Below are 19,294 nucleotides of genomic sequence, written 5' to 3' on the forward strand. Positions count from 1 at the left end.
TCAGGATGATCAATGCTCTTAAACAATGAACGGTTTCCCCTGATTCTCGCGCTCGTGGCAGGGGCGGCCATGGTCGCCCTGACAGCCTGGCAGGGTTACCGTTTCTGGCAAATGGAAGGCCAGCAGGGACAGTACGATAACGTGCAGCCACTGGTCTCCGACCCGGCCGCCGGTCGCGAGCCACCGAGCGTGAACCTTTCCTCCCTGGATCTGTTCGGAGCTGCATCCGGCGAAAGCGAGCCGGTAGAAATGGATACCGAGAATCTCCCTGAAACCAACCTCCGGCTGTTCCTTCGGGGCGTACTGGCCGCGGATGGTGATTTCCCGGGCAGCGCGCTGATCGAAGATGACAAGAGTAAAACCGAAGCCTACCTAGTGGGTGACGAACTGCCCGGTAATGCCACACTGCGCTCGGTTCATCCGAACCGGGTGATCATTGAACGCTCCGGCAAACTCGAAAACCTCTACTTCCCGGAATCCGAAGACCGCAGCGGTATATCCTTCACGGCCGACCAGCAGGCAGAGCCTTCGCCCGCCGTCCAGCAGGCTGCATCCCCCTCACCCTCGAGAGCGCCCGCTTCCGCCACCAGCGATGAGCAGCGCCGGGAGGAAATCCGCCGGCGCCTTGAGCAGCTCAGGGAACGCCTACGGAACAATAACTGAGGCGCGCTATGGAAACGGCCGCCCTTCAGATACGCCGCCGTTCCACGCTTCTGCCTGCGTTATTGCTCGTGGTCTCTCTTGTGAGTGCCTTCGAGCTCGGCTCCCGTCTGATGAACTATGTTCAGGAAGAATTCGGAACCGAAGCCCACCAGCGCCTTGAAAACTGGCAGCGCCTGCATGCTCTTGCCGCAAATGCCCCCATCGACCGGCAGCTCCGGCTGGTGAACTCCTTCTTCAATCGAGTCACCTTTGTCAGCGATATCCGCCACTGGGGCGAGGAAGACTACTGGGCAACCCCGGTAGAGCTGCTGACCACCAACGGTGGTGACTGTGAGGATTTCTCGATTGCCAAATACCTGACCCTCAAGTCCATGGGCGTGCCCGATGATCAGCTCCGGATCGTGTATGTCAAAGCGCTGGAACTGAACCAGGCCCACATGGTGCTGGCGTGGTACCCGGAGCCAGACGCCGATCCGTTGATTCTGGACAATCTGATAAATGACATTAAACCTGCATCTCAACGTACTGATCTTGAACCCGTTTACAGCTTCAACGGCGAAGGCCTCTGGCTGAACCAGTCCGGCGGAGCGCGCACCCGGATCGGCGAGGCCGGCAAACTCTCACGGTGGCAGGACCTCAACAGCCGGCTGACGGAATCGCTCCGACCCTGAGCGAGTTGCCAAAGCCAGCCTCTGGCGGCAAATGACAGGAACCATGGCGCCAAGCGACAGCGGCGAACCACGCAGAGCCTATAGAATGCGCCACATTCGTTTTTAATCGGGAGAATAAAGCACATGCGACGCTGGAACGGCTGGGGCGACGAGGGATTCAATCTGGCAATGCCGGAACAGGGCCAGGACTTTCTGGCATCACGCATCGGTAGTGGCCGGCCTCTGGCGGACGCGACCCTGGATTCTGTTTGCGCCAGAGTGCCAGAAACCCGCCTTACCCGGCCGGCAGAGCTGGAATCACTGATCGATACAGGCCCGGAAGCACGAGTGCGGCATGCCCGCGGCCAGAGTCTTGCGGACTGGCTGGCCATGCGCAGCGGCGAGTTTGGTGTGTTCCCGGATGGCGTGGCCTACCCCACCACGAGCGAAGAAGTTCAAACCCTGCTCTCCTGGGCCGCGGAGCAACACATTCACCTGATTCCCTACGGTGGCGGCACCAGTGTGGCCGGGCACATAAATCCGGTGGATAAAGGCCAGCCAATACTGACTGTGGACATGAGCCGGATGAATCGCCTGATCGACCTGGACACGGACAGCCAAATTGCAACGTTTGGTGCGGGAACGCCCGGGCCACTCGTTGAGTCCCAACTCCGGGCCCATGGCTACACACTGGGGCATTTTCCCCAGTCTTTCGAGCTTTCCACCGTCGGCGGCTGGGTGGCCTCCCGATCCAGTGGCCAGCAATCCCTGCGCTATGGCCGCATTGAACAACTCTTTGCCGGGGGCCGGGTCGAAACCCTGAAAGGCACCCTTAACCTGCCCACCATACCGGCCTCCAGCGCAGGTCCGGATATCCGGGAAATGATTCTGGGTTCGGAAGGCCGCATTGGGCTAATTACCGAGGTGAAGGTGCGGGTTACTCCGCTGCCCGACCACGAGAGCTTTCATGTGGTCTTTTTTCCGGATTGGGAGAGTGCCCGCACGGCCAGCCGCCTGCTGGTGCAGAACCGAACCCAGTTATCCATGCTCAGGCTCAGCAATGCCGTAGAGACCGAGACCCAGCTCGCGCTGGCCGGCCACCCCCGGCTTATCGGCATGCTCGAGCGTTTCCTTTCGCTGAGGGGCGCTGGTGAGGGCAAATGCATGATGACCTTCGGGATCACGGGCTCCCGACTGCAGGCCCGAAACGCCCTGAAAGAGGCCCGAAGCATCTGCAAGGCCCAAAACGGCGTCTATACCGGCACGCGGCTCGGCGACAAATGGGCGGCCAAGCGTTTTACCATGCCCTATTTGAGAGAGGCCCTCTGGCAGATGGGCTATGCGGTCGACACTCTGGAAACGGCCACTGACTGGGACAACGTCGACAATCTGCTGGGTCTGATCGAAACCAACCTCCGTGACGGGTTGAAAGACCAGAACGAGAACACCCATGTGTTCACCCACCTCTCCCACTTCTACAGCCAGGGCTGCAGCATCTACACCACCTACGTGTTCCGGGTGGGCGACAGCTACGAGGAAACACTCGCGCGCTGGCAAACGCTCAAAACCAGCACCTCCGAACTGATCGTGAACAACCGCGGCACCATCAGCCATCAACACGGTGTCGGTAAGGATCACGCCCCTTATCTGCCGGTGGAAAAAGGCGAACTGGGCATGTTGGCTATACGCTCTCTGTGCGGCACCTTTGACCCGGACGCGATCCTGAATCCTGAAACACTGGTCAAATGAGCGCATCGCTGAATGGGAGCCCCAACATGACCCGGACTGAAATCCTCAATGCGCTGCGTTCAGGGACCAACGAATTTGATGTGGTGGTGGTCGGCGGCGGAATTACCGGCGCCGGCGTGGCACGGGAAGCAGCAGGCAGCGGGCTGCGCACGCTTCTGGTAGAACAGAAGGACTTTTCCTGGGGTACCTCCAGCCGCTCCTCAAAGATGGTGCATGGTGGCCTCCGGTACCTGGGCAGTGGGCATTACGGTCTTACCCGGGACGCGGTGCGCGAGCGGGAACGGTTAATGGCGGAAGCACCGGGGTTAATTGAGCCCCTGCGCTTCATCATGCCGCACTTCAAAGGCCAGTTCCCCGGACCGCGCCTGTTCCAGACACTGCTTCGGGTTTACGACTTTATTGCCCGCAACCGGAGCCGCCACTTTCTGACCCCGGCCGAATCCATGCTCTGGGTTCCGGGCCTGGCGAGCGAAAAACTCGCCGGCGCCAGCGGTTTTACCGATGCAGTCACCGACGACTCGCGCCTGGTCCTCCGCCTGATTGCCGAAGCCCGGCGGGACGGGGCCATGTGCCTGAATTACACACGAGCCGATGAAATAAAGCGCAGCAACGGTGATGTATCCGGATTGCTGATTCAGGCAGAGGAAAACGATACGCCCATTGAGGTCTTCGCGCCCCTGGTCATCAATGCCACCGGTGCCTGGGCAGATCGGCTGCAGTCCAGCGAGACCTCCGAAGACACCATGCACATTCGGCCCCTGCGTGGCAGCCATCTCGTGCTGCCCTGGTCCAGTCTGCCGGTGTCCTGTTCGGTTTCCCTGTTTCATCCGGAAGATGGCCGCCCGGTGTTTGCCTTCCCATGGCTGGGCACTACAGTCCTCGGCACCACCGACATCGACCATGAGGGCAACCTGGATCAGGAGCCGGTGATTTCTGAATCCGAGACCGCCTACCTGCTTGAGATCGCCTCACGATTGTTTCCGGGCAGCCCCATTACGCGAAACGATATCCTTTCGACCTGGGCCGGTGTAAGGCCGGTGGTAACCGATGGCACGGGTAAGGCACCGTCCAAGGAGAACCGGGAACACGCACTTCGAGTGGATCGGGGGCTGGTCAGCATTGCCGGCGGCAAGCTCACCACCTTCCGGGTCATCGCCCGCGAGGCGCTGGTCCAGGGGCTTGGGGAAGGCTCCAGCGAGGTTCTGCGGCCCGCATCCAAACCGGTGTTTCAGGGCACAGATCACCCCTCAAGGCCAGCCACCATTAGCTACCAGTGCTGGCAGCGACTGCAGGGGTTCTATGGCCCCGAGCTTGATCAAATGCTTGCTTCGGGCCCACTGGAGCCTGTCACTCCGAATCGGGCTACCGACCTGCTCTGGGCGGAGCTTTGCTGGGCGTGCCGGAGAGAAGATGTGCAGCATCTGGATGACCTGCTTCTGCGCCGAACGCGGTTAGGTATGGTGCTACCGAATGCCGGCGAAGCCCTTCTACCGGAGATTCGTAACCACTGCCAGCCCCTGCTTGGCTGGGCTGACCAGCGGTGGGAGGAGGAACAGGCCCGCTACCTGTCGATCTATCACAATGCCTATTCGCTGCCACCTCAGGAGGCCTCCGATGCCAGCTGAGCCGCTCATCCTGGCCATCGACAATGGCACCCAGAGCGTTCGGGCGCTGCTCTTCGATACCGGCGGCAATCTGGTGGGCAAAGGCAAGCAGGAAATCGAGCCCTATTTTTCGAGAGAGCCCGGCTGGGCCGAGCAGCACCCGGACTACTTCTGGGAGCAGCTCGGGGAAGCCTGCCAATTGCTCTGGAGCTCCACAGACGCGACACCGGATCAGGTTGCCGGCGTTACCGTGACCACCCAGCGCGGCACCGTCATAAATCTGGATGCAAATGGACAGCCTCTACGCCCGGCAATCATCTGGCTCGACCAGCGACATGCAAGGGTCGAAGGCTCCGTCAAAGGGCCCTGGGGATGGCTGTTCAAAGTTGCCCGTCTGGAAGACACTATCAACCGGTTCCGGGAAAAAACCCAGGCCAACTGGATCGCCCAGAATGAACCCGAGATCTGGGCCAAAACCCGGTATTTCCTGCTGCTGTCTGGCTATCTCAACTACCGACTCACCGGGGAATTCCGGGACTCGACCGGCAGCCAGGTCGGATACCTGCCATTCGACTATAAAAAGCATCGCTGGGCCGGCCGGCGGGATTTCAAATGGCAGACCATGCCGGTCAAGCCCGCCATGCTGCCTGAGCTGGTTGCACCCGGCGAAACACTGGGCCATTTGACCGACGAAGCCTGCAAGCACCTGGGCCTGGCAAAAAGCCTCCCAGTAATCGCCGCAGCTTCCGACAAGGCCTGTGAAATTCTCGGCTCCGGCGGGCTGACACCCGATATTGGCTGTATGAGCTATGGCACCACTGCCACCATCAACACCACCAGCCAGCGTTACGTCGAGCCGATCCGGCTGATGCCGCCCTATCCCTCTGCATTGCCCGGTCACTATTCCACGGAGGTCATGATCTACCGGGGTTTCTGGATGGTGAGCTGGTTCAAGCGGGAGTTCGGGCTAAGAGAGCAGAAACTGGCCGAGGAAAGAGGTATCGAGCCGGAAGCGTTGTTCGATGAACTGGTCAAGGCAGTGCCGCCCGGATCCATGGGCCTGATGCTGCAGCCCTACTGGTCACCCGGCGTGCGCCAGCCGGGGCCGGAAGCGAAAGGCTCGATCATCGGGTTCGGGGACGTTCACACCCGCTCCCACATTTATCGCGCAATCCTCGAAGGTCTTGCCTACGCGCTCCGGGAAGGAAAGGAAAAAATCGAGAAGCGAAGCGGCGTGAAGATCAGAAAGTTGCGAGTGGCCGGCGGTGGCTCACAGAGCGATGCAGCGATGCAGCTTACCGCCGATGTGTTCGGGTTACCGGCCGAGAGGCCTCACACCTATGAGACCTCCGGGCTCGGCGCCGCCATTGATGCGGCTGTAGGGCTGGGGCTACATCCGGATTTCGACACCGCCGTGGCGAAGATGACCCGGGTTGGCGACGTTTTTCATCCCAACGAAGAAACCCGGGCTCTTTACCAGCGGCTGTATTCCGAGGTTTATCTGAAGATGTACCCTCAGCTTCAACCCCTGTACCGGAAAATCCGCGAGATTACCGGCTATCCCCGGTAACGCTCTCAGCGACCAACTCAGCGGTAATCGCAGAGAGTGTCCAGCCCAGGTGACCGTGACCGGTGTTGTAGAACACGGTCGGCAGGCGGCCTGGCCCAACCCTTGGCATCATGTTCGGCAGCATTGGCCGCAAGCCTGCCCAGGGCACTACCTTGCGAGTACAGACACCTGGGAAGCACTGCTCAACCCAACGGGTGAGCGGGCGGATGCGGTCGTCCTTGATATCGCGGTTGTAACCGCTGAACTCGGCGGTACCGGCAACCCGGAAACGGCCATCGCCCAGGCGACTGGTGACGATCTTGGTGGCATCGTCGAGCAAACTCACGGTCGGTGCCGCCTTTTGCGAGGCTTCGTCGTCCAGCTCCACGGTAATTGAGTACCCCTTAACCGGATAGATATTCACCCGGTCACCCAGCTTTTTCGCGAGTCCGCGACTGCCGACGCCGGCACAGATCACCACGCCGTCAAATGTGTCCCGGGACTGTTCGGTGCCATCGTGGGCGGTCACCCAGGCATTGCGCTCATCGGCGCTCAGCTCGGTCACCGTGTGGCCGTAACAGGTTTTTACGCCCAGCCGCTTGATGGCATCCGCCAGTCCATTGGTGAACTTATGAATATCACCGGTGGAGTCACTCTCTGTGAAAAACCCGCCGTAATAGTTGCCGGCCAGGGTCGGCTCGATGGATTTCATTTCCTCCGGGGTCACCGAACGGCGCTCAAGGCCACCAGCCGCCAGCAGGCGCGATACTTTTTCAGCGTGATCAAACCCGGCCTTGTCCCGGTAGATGTGCAGGATACCCTGCTTCTTCAGATCGAAATCGATGCCTTCTTCCTGCGCCCAGGCAAATAGGTGGTCACGGGCGGCAATGGCCAGGCGAGCGGTTTCCGTGGTGTTCTTCTCATACTGGGGAATGGCGGCAATGAACTCGGCGAACCAGCTCAGCTTGTGCCAGGAAGGCTTCGGGTTGACCAGCAGTGGCGCATCCCGGCGGGACATCCACTTGATGCCCTTCATCACGGTCTGCCAGTTGTTCCAGACCTCTGCGTTAGAAGCGGAGAGCTGTCCACCGTTGGCGAAGGAGGTTTCCATCGCCGCATAGCGATGCTTCTCGTAAACCGTAACGTCAAGCCCGCGCTTGGCAAGGGTGTAGGCCGTGGTAATACCAGTGATACCACCGCCAATTACTGCGATTCGCTTCATTCCAATCTCCGTGAGCGCCAAGGGTTTCCTCCCTGCTCGAAATGGCAGAAAGCACCCCTTCCGTCACGGGACCTGAGAGATTCACGAGCCGTTTAAACGAAAACGGCCGCTTGCTCCTTCGGTGTGCCGACTGACGCGATTGTCGGCAGCTCTTCGGAAAGTATTCATGTCAGCGGTCCTTTTGCCTGAGAGTTTCCGGGGCAGTTGCTCCTTCGGCGCTGATCGCAAGGGATTCAGTCTCTCCCGCAGACATGTCTGATTGGTAATAAAACCCAACCCACGGGCCTAAACATAGCAAATAACCGGAAGGCATGAAACCAAAGCATTGGTGTCACAGGTGTGGCAAAAATTGACCAACGTCAGACAATCTAACACCCATCTGCCTTACGCTTATACATACAGAACCAGATCGTCTGAGATAGACGCGGCGTTTTGAGCGCACCGTCAAGCTGTTATCCGGCAATCATGCTCTGTCCGAATAGTTGTTGCGGTCTTCGGCCCATGCATTAAGGAGTATGACCATGTCCCGTACAAAAACAATTAAGCATCTGATAAATGCGCCTTTAATTGCTTCAATGGCTTTGTTGAGCGGATGTTTTCTGGATGGCTCAAGTTCTTCGAGTAGCTCGAATACAACGCCCTCAACGGAGCAGCCTGCAATCTCAGAAAAAGTACTCGACAGTGCCGCTTCGTTCCTGGGAGCGGCAACTGGCAAAGAAATACCTTTGACCATTGATTCCGTTGTTTTTGTCAATTCCGCACTGGGACTCAACGACGTTCCTACAGATCCGAAAAACCTGTATGGCGACCTCTGGATGGTGGTGCGTGATGAGTACGGTGTTCCGGTACTGGACGGAAATGGTTGCATACAGCCGATTTCGTCCGAAACCATAACCTGGCCGGACGGCAGCGAGCACGATACCGTCCCGATGGTTGTTGAAGAATTCGACGACACCGAACTGGACTTTGCCTGCACAGTGGTAGAAGGCTATGAGACCTATACCATCGAGCTGGAAATTGGGCGCCTGAACATGATCAGGACCGTCACCCAGAATCCAGCCGTCTTTGCCCGGGCATTGGCCGAGGCGGTCGACAACATCAATGCGGCTACTGCCATCAAAACCGACCCCGCAGGCAGACTGGTGCTGGTAACGGAAGTTGATGGTGAACTGGTTGAGAAGACCATAGACTCACCCCGTGAAAACCTCGCTCTGTACTATGCGCTCCTCAAAGAAGGACGCATCGCTGGTTACGGACCCGAGAGCCGCGAAGGCGGGCAGGTGGTTCCACCTGAATGGAAGGAAATCCGCGATGATCTGGAACTGGGCGACCTTTCCTATCTGCGGGACGGAACGCCAGGCCGTACCGGTGGAGTGAGTCTGCATGTGGGTTATGCAGATCTTTCAAACATGACGCATAACCGCATGACCGATTATGTAACCCAGTTTGTTTCCTATGTTCAGTACATCGACTCAGGCTCCACCTGCCTGTATGAAGATCAGGTTGCGAATGCCTGGAGCCGCATCTTCGACCTTGAAGACTACTACGGCGAAAACATTGCCGGCTTCACAACCCATGCCGACGATGCGAGACGGACTATCGTCTTTACCCATGATGTCATTCAGGACATGCCGGAAACCCCGCTGGAAACCCTCCCTCCCAACAGCTTTGATTTAATGCATGCTGCGGCGGCATTCCTCGGCGGGGCCTCCAACAAGAGCGTTCCACTGACCATTGATGGGCTGGTCTTCCTGAACACAGTACTCGGGCTGAACGAGGGCGTTGAGTTCACCTATAAGGGCGAAGTATTCGGCGATCTCTGGCAGCTCGAGCGGGATGAAAATGGCGTACCCGTCCTTGACGCAAACGGTTGCCCCCAGCCGATCTCGGTGAACGGCGGTATTGTTCCCATGGAACTGGACGAAACCGGTGAATGTATCATCGTGGCCGGGTTTGAGGACGACGTCATCGAGTTGGAACTCGGACGCCTGAACGTGGCCCGGGTTGCCCTTAGCAATCCTCGGGTACTCGATCGAACCCTTAATGACGTAATGAACTCCATCAATGCCTCCGTCGGACTGAAACTCGACCTGTCCGGTCGACTCGCTTACGGCGTCGACGATGGTACCGGTAATCTCAGTCACTATCAGACCGTCGACTCCCCTCTGGCCGGCCTCGCTCTGTACTGGGCGCTTATGCGCTGGGGCAAGCTGGAAGGCACGATAGAAGTCATGGACGAGGGCACCTGGGTTACCAAGCAGATCGCTATTGAGTTGCCGGACCAAGTGCTGGCCGATGAAGGCCTACTGTTCCTCAAGCACGGCACCCCAGCATGCCAGGGCAATGCCGCAGAATGCGGTGCCAAGCGTCTTGTTAGCGGCTACGTTGATTACAGTAACTTCAGCCATACCACTGAATCGATCTACTCTGGGGTGGATGTAAGTTATGTGGAACGCCAACCAGACAACCTCAGCTGCGCTTACATCGACAAAACAGACGACCTCTGGATCCGTGTGCTTGACAGCGATAGCTACACCGGCAGCAACATCGAGGCATTCGTTAAACAGGCCGAAGATACCCGTAACGTGATCCAGTTTATCCATACGGTTATTCAGGACCCCGTAGCCATCTGATAAGCGCCTGGTCCTGGCTCAGAAAAAGGCCCCTGCTCCGGCGGGGGTTTCTTTTTTCCCGCCAGGATGAGTTATGGTAAAAGGCATGAAACACGCCGCGAAGACCCGCAAACAGCTCCAGCAGCAACTGGAACAGGCCCACGACTACGAGCAGTGGTGCGAGGCCGCTACCGCGCTCGACGACATGGACGGCCTGTTGGCCTGGCGCGAGCAGGAAGAAACCGGGATGTTGCATGAAAGCCTGATGCGCAAGCACATGGGCCTCATGGACCATTGCCGGCAGAATGGCGACACACGGCGACTGATCCGGATTCTTCAGGAGAGCCTGTACCGCCACCTGGGCGAACTATCTAATCCCGACCTATACACGGTGGCGCGCAGCGGCACCAACCGGTTGGTGGGTGAATTCTTGGATGCCGTCGAGACGTCTATGGAATTCATTTGCGACCACCCGATTCCGGAAGTGACAACCGCCCGAAAACTGAAAATGTTTCAGGACGCCGAGCGGGTCTATGGCCGTCCGGCCCTGATGCTCAGCGGTGGCGCAGCCTTCGGTATTTACCACATCGGTGTCACCCGGGCGCTCTGGCGACAGGATCTGCTACCGGATGTCATGGCCGGCTCCAGCATGGGTGCCATCGTGGCGGGTGCCATCTGCACACGGGACGCCAAGGAACTGGCAGAGTTCTTTAACCATCCGGAACGCATTCACCTGAATGCCTTCCGCTGGCTCGGCGTAACGGAAGGCTTGAGGGCAGGCCATGCCATGGATCCACGCCAACTTCAGGAGCATCTCCAACACAATCTGGGCAGCGTCAGTTTCAAAGAGGCTTACGAGCACAGCGGCAGAACACTGAATATCTCCGTCTCCCCCACCCGCACCCAGCAGAAACCGCGGTTGCTCAACTGGCTGTCCTCGCCGGCTGTACTGGTGGATTCGGCTGTGATGGCCTCTTGCGCGGTGCCAGGCATTTTCCCGCCGGTGGTTCTTCAGGCCCGGGAATCAAACGGTAGTCGGAACAGCAGCGTGCCCTACATGCCCACCGAAAGCTGGATTGACGGCAGCGTGCATGGCGACCTGCCACTGATGCGCATGGCGCGGCTGCACAACGTGAACAAAACCATCGTAAGCCAGGCCAACCCCCACGTGGTGCCATTCATCAGCCACCACGACCAGAGCGGCGTAACGGCCTGGGCCAAACGTGCGGCAGTCTCCCTCGCCCACGGCCAGATTGCCACGGCGCTGAAACTGACCAAGCAAAGCCCACACCCCGGCATCATCCGGCCACTCATCGAGCAGGCCTACGCCATGACCAGTCAGCAATACCTCGGGGACATCAACATCCACTTCCCGCCCAAGGCGTCCCTCTATCGAAAAGTCCTCTCCAATCCGAGCCCTGAAGATCTCGAGATGTATATCAATCTCGGTGAACAGGCCGCGTGGCCCCGGCTGGCCATGATCAAAGACCAGACCAGGATCAGCCGGGCGTTCGATCGCTGTATCACCAGGCTGGAACAACAGTTGGAGCAGGAAACCGCAGAGCAGACTGCAACGCCGCTTTAGAGGCAGCACTACCCTGCCGATCTGTAAATCAACTAGATAACCCTGGGATCCCGAACTATTCTCATTCTATTGCATCATCGCTTCGCGAAACGTTTCTCGCTAATCATGAGGATGCTGACCGGTAATGGATATTAGACAAGGAATTCGATCGGCTACCGAAGACAGTGAAAACAGGTTTTACGAGCTGATCGAGAGTCTGCCCATGGTTGCTGTCCAGGGTTACGACAGACACCGTCGGGTAATTTATTGGAATGAAGCGAGCGCCCGCCTGTATGGCTATTCCCGCGACGAGGCACTCGGGCAGTTCCTGGAAGACCTGATCATTCCCGATCACATGCGTAACGGTGTGATCGAGGCGCACCGCAATTGGCTTGAGAAAAACATCAGCATTCCCGCCGACGAACTTGAACTGAAACACAAAGAAGGACACCTGGTTCCCGTTTACTCCAGCCATGTGATGATCAAACAGGAAAGCGGGGCCTGTGAGATGTTCTGCATCGACATCAGTCTGGAAGAGCAGAAACGCGCCAGGGATGAGCTGTATCGGCGAGCGAGTTTCGACGATCTGACGGGATTACCCAACCGGCATTTCATGGAAGCCGAGTTGTCGAGTCGACTGGATGAGGCGGATCGTCTGCAACAGGAAGTGGCGGTTGTCTTTATCGATCTGGACAACTTCAAGATCATCAACGATACGCTTGGCCACCATCATGGTGACAGCCTCCTGAAAGCGGTGGCCGAAACCTTGAGGGCCGAACTTCGTGGCGGAGACCTGTTGAGCCGCTTTGGCGGAGACGAGTTTGTCTTGCTGATCTTCGATTTCGCAGGCCCTGAAGGAATACATGAACTTGTTTGTCGGTTGATAGACGCTCTGGAGCACAGAGTTCAGCTGGAAGGCGACTGTTACCAGGTTACCGCCAGCTTCGGTGTGAGCCTTTTCCCGCATAATGGCACCACCGTGGCTGAGCTTATGGGCAATGCAGACGCGGCTATGTACCAGGCCAAAGAAACCGGCAAAAACGGCGTGTGTTTCTATACCCCGGATATCAATGACAGGCTGGTCCATTATCAGGAAATCACCAACCTGCTCAGGGACGCCCTGAGTAATGATGGACTGGAGTTGTTTTACCAGCCCCAGATTAGCCTGGCGAACCGGAAAACTGACTCCTGCGAGGCACTTCTCCGGTGTTTTCATGGTCAATCCCGGGCCGTGTCGCCAGCCACGTTCATCCCGGTGGCTGAAAAGTCCGGTCTCATCAACCGGATTGGCGAATGGGTGATCGAGGCAGCCTGCAAACAGCTCAGCGCATGGCAGAAAACCCCTTTGAAGAACCTGCGGGTTGATATCAACCTCTCGGGGCGACAGCTTACCAATCCACACCTTGCGAGCCATATTCTCGAAACTGTGGAACGTTACAATCTTCAGCCTCACCAGCTTGGGGTGGAGCTGACCGAGAACGAGGTTTTCGGCAGCGATGAAAGCCAAACCAAACAGTTGGAAAAATTGAAACAGGCAGGCGTGCACATTTCGATCGATGACTTCGGTACCGGACACTCCTCGCTCGTCTATCTCAGAAAGCTCCCGGTTTGCGGAATAAAAATCGACAGGAGCTTTCTTCAACATGCGATGCAGAACAGCGCCGACATGGCCATCATGGAGGCAATGGTTACCGTCGGCCACAGTCTGGGCCTCAGCGTGCTGGTCGAGGGTGTTGAAACGGATGAACAGGCCCAGATGGTAACGGACCTTGGTTGCGACCTCGCTCAGGGTTTCCTCTATGCCAAGCCCATGCCGGCAAACAAAGTTGAAGAATTCCTGGCCAGCTTCTGACCAGGAAAGCACTACCCCTGTTCAAACTCCCGAACCAACTCCTGCAGGAAATACAGCCCGGCGGAACTCAGGAAACAGCGGCCTGCACCGGCTCGAAACAGGAGGTGGCGTTTATCGAGGTAGTCCAGGGCTTCCGGCAGGCCTTTCTCAAACCGTGCGGCCCTCAGGATTTCCTGGTATTCCTCATCGCTCGCCAGGGCCGATAGGTCTTGCTCGTTCAGCCCGGCGTCGGGCCGGCCAAGGTATTCAAGATCCCGACCGCTGCGTGCGAAGTAACGCCCAATCAACAGTAGGATTACCTGCACACGGAAGGCGTTCTCATCGTGCTCTTCATTCTCGTCGTCGCTGCTTTCCTTGAGAAAGAAAAACGCGCCGGTTTCGTTGAACACCAGCTCGCTGCCCAGGTGCTCGTATAAGGTCCGGAAGTGGGACAGATGGTTATAGAGCAGGTTGTAGAGCGAATTGGCTCGCAACTCGGAGCGGTTGTTGTCCCACACATCACGCACAATCACCCTGCCGGCCTGGAATTCCCGGTAGATCGCGGCGCTGTGGGCCGGCAGGATCTGCTCGAAGCTACCGGAACTTTGTGAATTGTCCACGGATTCGGTGGTTTCAATCGCGTCAGAGAATTCAGGCATGCTGTTGCTCTTGTTGATTAGCTGGGGCGTTGCTTTCAATGGTTTCCAGATTTTCCAGACGGCGCCTGCGGTAGACAAACTGCTCGCTGTCGGATGACTGATCAAGGATTCGGAAACGGTTGGTTGTGACAACCTTGAAACCCTCTGGTGGCGAGTTTACCAACCGGTTCAGGGCCGCCAACAGGTCCGGGAAGCGATAGCCCGGGATAAACCCGTCCAGGCGCCCGTGCAGTTCCCGCACCAGATCGGTTGTTGGCCGCAGCTCCAGAGTCTCCAGCCACTGATAGAGCTGGTTGATGCGCTGGACATCGATCCGGGTGTGCCGGCCACTGCCGTCCACCTGCTGCAGAACCGGCACTTCAGCCTTGCGGCGGAGGTCGTTCATGCGCAGGTCCAGTTCGCTGAACAAAAGCTGGTAATAGCTGGACGATTCCCCAAAGGCGTAATGTTTCGGGCGTTGCTGGGCACGGAGGCCGATCAGGAAACCGGTGCTGCGGGCAAAATCGCCACCTTCCAGCCACTTTCGTTTCAGGCTGAGGGTCTCTGTTTCGCCCTTGAGTTCCTGAAGCTTGCCGTAGAAATGCTCCATGGCGTTGTACTGGACCATGCCCTGGCGGGTCTTGCGCAGGAAGTGCTCCACCTCCTGCGCCACCGCCTGAATGGGTTTATACAGGGCGTTCAGGCTGATGGACGAACGGAACAACTGGTCTGCGAGGCTGTGGTCGCCGTGGCTTTCCAGCAACCGCACCATCGCTTCCAGGGTCTCAAACAGGTTACTGCCATCCGGCAGCCGGGTATCCGGGTTCAGGAACACCAGGGTTGGCTTGATGTGGCGCTCGTAAAGGGTAACGATCTGCTCAAACAGGTTCTGACGGAACTCCAGGAATTTCTCGGGCGCTCGGCTGGCGTCGCCGGAAAGGTCCGCAAGCTGCGCACTGATGGTCTGCATGCGCAGGACATTCTGGCGCAGCAAGCCGATGAGCTGACTCACCCGTTCGTTCAGATCATCCCTCAATTCGGTGTAGTCCGGGTCGGCATCGCTGAAGCTGCTCGTTTCCAGCCGGTTGCGAACATCCCGCAGGGTTACCAGATGGCCACGCAATCGGGCATCGGTCAGCTCTTGGTACAGAGACGCGTTGCAGGCCCGCATCAGGTTGATCAGGGCATCCTGGAACACCAGGCGCCGCTCGCCCTCGGCCTTGATGATGTCGATCACCAGGCCGCTGCGGAACAGATTGTCGGTGTTCAGTGCCAGACGCACCCGATCCCGATCGGCGTTGCCAAGGGTGCGGGTGTAGTCCATCACCTCGGCCACCAGATCGCTCTCGCGAATATACCGGGCTTCGTTCCGATCCATCCGTTCAATCATCCGGAACAGGATCTTCGGGTGCTCAAACAACAGCCGAGTGGTATCCAGGGTGCTGAAGCGTTTACTCATCCACCGGCTCCATCAAGCTGGCCTGGGTCTGATCGGCCCAGTGGCTCATGGCCTCGCCGTTGGTGAAGCCTTCAGCCCCACCCCAGAACACAAGGGTACGCTGCGGGCTGTAAGGCCGGGCGGTACGCATCTGCCCCACTTCCAGGTGCCGGCCGATCAGGTATATCACTTCCGCGCTGGCACTGTGGGTGGCCGCAGAGAACAGGTTGAAGCCCTGTTTGCGCAGCCGTTCCAGCAGTGACGGCATCTGGCTGATGTCCACACTGGCCAGCTCGTCCAGAACCATGGGGAAAGACAGCTGCACACCCGGGTACAACACGCGTTTCAACAGCCGATACACCAGTTCCAGATTGATCAGGGCCGTGGTGGAGGTGGACTGGCCCTTCTTGTCGAGGCTCGTGGCGTTTTCCTTCCGGGTTCTGTAGGAAATGCCGGTGATCACCTTGTCCATGGTCAGGCGCTTGCTGCCGCCCTCCCCGAAAAAGTCCGCCACGAACACCCGCAAACGGTCGTAGAACGCGTCCGACTGCAGCTGATTGCCATATGGGTCAATGTTGTTGGCTTCTTCCACCAAATTGCGGAATTTCGGATCGGTGTGGATATCCACCCGGATTTCCACCAGATCGTTGATGCGCACGCCCTCCAGCTCGCGGTTGAGCTGCGCTTCAAAACGGGCAATGTGCTCGTGGTTGGATTTCAGCGCCTGCCGGTAGCTGGCCACGGTTTCATTGTGGATACCTACCTGCTGTTCCAGCACATTCCAGCGCTCGGCCATGCCGGCGAACAGATCCGACAGGCTTTTAAACGTCTCACGAATAACCGAGGACGCGGGGCTGTCTTTCTGCAGCTCGCCTTCTGGATCTTCGTGGATGCCGAGATAGACGAACTGGCGAAGGTGGTCGAGGATACTACGACGGCGCTCCTCCAGGTCGTCCAGCTGGGTTTGCAGATCGTCAAACGCCGCGACGGACACTTGTTCGATGTCCAAGGGCTGTTCCGCTTCCACGGCTTTCAGATGGGGGAATCGATGCTCTACCGTGCCAACGCTTCGGCTGAGGCCCGCCAGCTCCCGTTCCCTTTCTTCAATACGCTCTTTCTCGGCCCTGGCCTTGGCGGCTTTCTGCTGAACCGCATCCTGCTTTTCCTGCTCCAGCCGGGCCTGTTCGTCCAGTTTGGCCAACTGCTCTTCCGCCGCCTGTTTCTCCTCGGTGGCATCCCGCAGAGTAGTCGCGGCGGCCGGGAAACGCTGTAGCGTTTCGAGGTCTTTCTCGATGGCGCGGATTTCTTTCTCGGTGCGCTCGATCAACCGTGGCCGATCGTGTTCCTGGTTGGCAGTGTCCGCCAGCTCGGCCCGCTCCCTATCCAGGCCATGAAGCTCGCCTTCGATATGCCGGCTCTGCTCTGCAAAGTCGGTCTGCCGCGCTGGCTGGGCCTGATATTCGGCATCGAACCAGTCAAAGCCTTTCTCAGTAGGCACAAACAGCCGGGCGAATGCCTCGATGGCCGCCTTACTGTCGGCATCCAGATCCTGGCCCGGGCTCGCCATCACCAATCGTGGGTCCACGGCCCGCAGCGGTGCGGCAGTGGCCTCGTCCAGCTGGTTCTGAAGCTGCCAATGTTGCTTGCTTTCCCGTTCCTTCAGGGATTCCAGCTTGCGCTCAAGCTCCTGCTTCTTTTTCTGGATCTGTTCCAGGCGGATCTCGGCCTGGGCGGCACTTTTCAGGGCGGCCAGGTGCCCTCTCTTGCTCTCGAGTTCCTCTTTCTGGATCTCCTCGATTTCCTGCAGAGTCATCTCGCCGTATTGGGAAACCAACAGATCGCCATCTTTCTGATTCTGCTCGGCCTGCTTGATACGCCGATCGGCGGAACGGATCTCGCCTTTGAGGCCGCTGGCGTCCTGCTCCAGCTTTTTCAGAGCCTGCAGCACATGGCGCAGCGTCTCGTTCTGTTCGTTGAATGCCTCTACCGCGGCTTTACGCCTTGCGCCAATATCCTGCAGGGCATGGCTCACACCATCGCGAAACGCGGCAAAATCATGCTGGCTGCGAAGCAGCGTCTGGTAGGCCTGGTAATCCTTCTGGAGCTTTTCAAACCGTGAACGCTCTTTCTCGATTCTCGTGAGCTGGGTTTGCTGCTGCTTCAGCTGGTCGTGGCGATTGAGAAAATCGTCGATGTTGAAATCGAAGGCATCGTCGGCGAACTTCTTGTCTGCCTCGATAATGCTGGCCACCGCATTGGACATGGCCTGATCGTCTGCCTTCATCTCAAACAACAGCAGAATCAGGGTGCGCAGCGACTGCACCCGGCGCTCGTCGGACTCTCCCAACGGCAGCACCGAATAGCGCACCGCATCGGCGTTCATCAGCTCGCTGCTATACAGCATCTGTTTGAGTTTGGCCGGGTCATTCACCAATCGGGTTTCTTTGGAAAGCTTTTTCAAGGCCTCTGACAAACGGCTGAATGACAGCTCCGGCGCTGCCTGGCCAATGCCGTCCTCATCATTTCCATCCCAGAACAGCGGCCGCAGCTGATCGTAGCCCACCGGCACAAAAGCGCGGCCATAGCTTAGCTGGCTGGCGCTGTCGCGGTACAGGATCTGGCAATGCACCCCGGCCGGGTTCTCGGCTTCCATGATCAGGAAACTGAACTGGCTGGGAAAGTAATGCTGGTAGCTTTCCTCGTTGGTGTAGAAGCTACCTGCGCTGGCATTGCGGAACGCGAATTTCTTGCGGCTGTTCTTGAAGTTGTTTTCCGGCAGCAAAAACAGACGCAGACTGTTTAGAAGACTGGACTTGCCCAGGTTCCCCGGCCCGAGAATCAGGCCATGGTTATCCACCGGGATTTCGACGTAACAGAAGCCGGCGGAATCCACCAACACCAGACGGCGAATACCAAAATTGAAATTGCCTGGGCTCCCCTGGGAGTCACTCATCCAGAATCATCTCCTGTTCCATGAATTTGCCGGTCGATCGAAATGCCTCGGCCAGGGCCACAAAACCGAGCCCCTCGGCCAACGATATCGCTCGAGTAAACCGTTCGGTGGTGTCCGGGATATTGCGGAACCGGGCCAGCCAGGGTTGCCAGTCGGCCGGCTGAACAAACGTAGCTTTGTCACCAAGCGAGGCCACTATCGTCGAGAACATTTGCAGACCACCGGCATCATAATCGAATGCGCAGAATACTTCTTCATAGCCCATCAACCACTCAAGAATCGCGCCCCGGGTAACCCGGTTTCCACCACCCAACACCACATCACACTCCGCGAGGTCCAAGAACGTGCCCAGTGTTTCACTGGCAAAACCGAGCATCTGCGAATACTGATAAAAATTCCGCTCGTTCTCCACCACCAGCACCGACCGGGCCCTTCGAAAACCCATATCAACGGATTCCGTCCCAATAACGGCCACATCCGGCCGGCTGGACGCCAGCCCCTGATGGTAAACGAGAAGAAAACTGACCTCGGTGCCGTGGCGGTGAGAGTTACCCTTTTTCGCGGCGTCGAGCCGGCTTACCGGCGTTTGCGCCACATCCTGCAACTTAGCGAAAGCCCTCTCATCCAGAATCGTGACAAGCCAACGGTTGGTTTTTACCTTTTCCGCCGCAAACAATTCCCTATGCCGGCGCCTAAACGAATCCGGAAGTTTCTTGAGGAAAGCTTCATAGTTAATGGGCTGGCCACGGAGGATTTTGTCGAGATAGTCGTTCAACAGCTCACCACAGTCACTCTGAAAACAGTATATGAACGTAGATTTG

At 58.0% G+C, this 19,294-nt stretch carries 14 protein-coding genes and 1 riboswitch; of the genes, 8 read left to right on the forward strand and 6 right to left on the reverse strand.

Annotated features, from left to right (window positions below; all coding sequences use genetic code 11):
* The first annotated feature begins 12 nt into the window (after nucleotides 1–12).
* From EDB94_RS13020 to EDB94_RS13040, 5 genes are all read left to right on the forward strand, one after another.
* Nucleotides 13–663 carry a type II secretion system protein N gene (locus EDB94_RS13020; RefSeq protein WP_108018929.1) on the forward strand — a complete coding sequence of 217 codons (651 nt, stop codon included), beginning with the start codon at nucleotides 13–15 and terminating at the stop codon, nucleotides 661–663.
* Nucleotides 664–671: 8 nt separating this feature from the next.
* On the forward strand, nucleotides 672–1,334 hold the full coding sequence (locus EDB94_RS13025) for a transglutaminase-like cysteine peptidase (RefSeq protein ID WP_008171198.1): 663 nt from the start codon (nucleotides 672–674) through the stop codon (nucleotides 1,332–1,334).
* Nucleotides 1,335–1,457: 123 nt separating this feature from the next.
* Nucleotides 1,458–3,062 carry an FAD-binding oxidoreductase gene (locus EDB94_RS13030; RefSeq protein ID WP_108018928.1) on the forward strand — a complete coding sequence of 535 codons (1,605 nt, stop codon included), beginning with the start codon at nucleotides 1,458–1,460 and terminating at the stop codon, nucleotides 3,060–3,062.
* 26 nt (nucleotides 3,063–3,088) lie between these two features.
* Nucleotides 3,089–4,687: a glycerol-3-phosphate dehydrogenase/oxidase gene (locus EDB94_RS13035; RefSeq protein WP_108018927.1), complete on the forward strand. Its 1,599-nt coding sequence runs from the start codon at nucleotides 3,089–3,091 to the stop codon at nucleotides 4,685–4,687.
* Complete coding sequence (locus EDB94_RS13040) at nucleotides 4,677–6,236, forward strand: FGGY-family carbohydrate kinase (RefSeq protein ID WP_108018926.1); 1,560 nt, start codon at nucleotides 4,677–4,679, stop codon at nucleotides 6,234–6,236. The genes EDB94_RS13035 and EDB94_RS13040 overlap by 11 nt, the downstream gene beginning before the upstream one ends.
* Here EDB94_RS13040 and EDB94_RS13045 read toward each other — a convergent pair.
* Entirely contained in the window at nucleotides 6,217–7,437 is a 1,221-nt protein-coding gene (locus tag EDB94_RS13045; protein WP_008171203.1) for a D-amino acid dehydrogenase, read from the reverse strand. The genes EDB94_RS13040 and EDB94_RS13045 overlap by 20 nt on opposite strands.
* Nucleotides 7,438–7,600: 163 nt before the next feature.
* Nucleotides 7,601–7,693: riboswitch (glycine riboswitch) on the reverse strand.
* Nucleotides 7,694–7,900: 207 nt separating this feature from the next.
* Nucleotides 7,901–8,170: a hypothetical protein gene (locus EDB94_RS13050; RefSeq protein ID WP_014576985.1), complete on the reverse strand. Its 270-nt coding sequence runs from the start codon at nucleotides 8,168–8,170 to the stop codon at nucleotides 7,901–7,903.
* On the opposite strand from EDB94_RS13050, the gene EDB94_RS13055 reads away from it, so the two are divergent.
* The 3 genes from EDB94_RS13055 to EDB94_RS13065 all read left to right on the forward strand — a co-directional run bounded on the left by EDB94_RS13055 (nucleotide 8,163) and on the right by EDB94_RS13065 (nucleotide 13,465).
* A complete protein-coding gene (locus EDB94_RS13055; protein WP_108018925.1) occupies nucleotides 8,163–10,070 on the forward strand; it encodes a hypothetical protein in 1,908 nt (635 codons plus the stop codon). The genes EDB94_RS13050 and EDB94_RS13055 overlap by 8 nt on opposite strands.
* A gap of 85 nt (nucleotides 10,071–10,155) precedes the next feature.
* Nucleotides 10,156–11,634: a DUF3336 domain-containing protein gene (locus EDB94_RS13060; protein ID WP_108018989.1), complete on the forward strand. Its 1,479-nt coding sequence runs from the start codon at nucleotides 10,156–10,158 to the stop codon at nucleotides 11,632–11,634.
* 124 nt (nucleotides 11,635–11,758) lie between these two features.
* Nucleotides 11,759–13,465 (forward strand): bifunctional diguanylate cyclase/phosphodiesterase, encoded by a 1,707-nt coding sequence (locus EDB94_RS13065; protein WP_108018924.1) that lies wholly within the window; start codon nucleotides 11,759–11,761, stop codon nucleotides 13,463–13,465.
* A gap of 11 nt (nucleotides 13,466–13,476) precedes the next feature.
* On the opposite strand, the gene EDB94_RS13070 is transcribed toward EDB94_RS13065, so the two are convergent.
* Genes EDB94_RS13070 through EDB94_RS13085 form a run of 4 tightly spaced genes read right to left on the reverse strand, consistent with a single transcriptional unit; the run spans nucleotide 13,477 to nucleotide 19,248 of the window.
* Nucleotides 13,477–14,103: a condensin complex protein MksE gene (locus EDB94_RS13070; RefSeq protein WP_260312592.1), complete on the reverse strand. Its 627-nt coding sequence runs from the start codon at nucleotides 14,101–14,103 to the stop codon at nucleotides 13,477–13,479.
* Nucleotides 14,096–15,541, reverse strand: coding sequence for a hypothetical protein (locus EDB94_RS13075; protein ID WP_108018923.1), 1,446 nt, complete (start codon nucleotides 15,539–15,541; stop codon nucleotides 14,096–14,098). The genes EDB94_RS13070 and EDB94_RS13075 overlap by 8 nt, the downstream gene beginning before the upstream one ends.
* Nucleotides 15,534–18,473 (reverse strand): hypothetical protein, encoded by a 2,940-nt coding sequence (locus EDB94_RS13080; RefSeq protein WP_108018922.1) that lies wholly within the window; start codon nucleotides 18,471–18,473, stop codon nucleotides 15,534–15,536. The genes EDB94_RS13075 and EDB94_RS13080 overlap by 8 nt, the downstream gene beginning before the upstream one ends.
* Entirely contained in the window at nucleotides 18,466–19,248 is a 783-nt protein-coding gene (locus EDB94_RS13085; protein WP_108018988.1) for a hypothetical protein, read from the reverse strand. The genes EDB94_RS13080 and EDB94_RS13085 overlap by 8 nt, the downstream gene beginning before the upstream one ends.
* Nucleotides 19,249–19,294: the final 46 nt, after the last annotated feature.

Source organism: Marinobacter sp. 3-2, from assembly GCF_003751355.1.
Classification (GTDB): domain Bacteria; phylum Pseudomonadota; class Gammaproteobacteria; order Pseudomonadales; family Oleiphilaceae; genus Marinobacter; species Marinobacter adhaerens.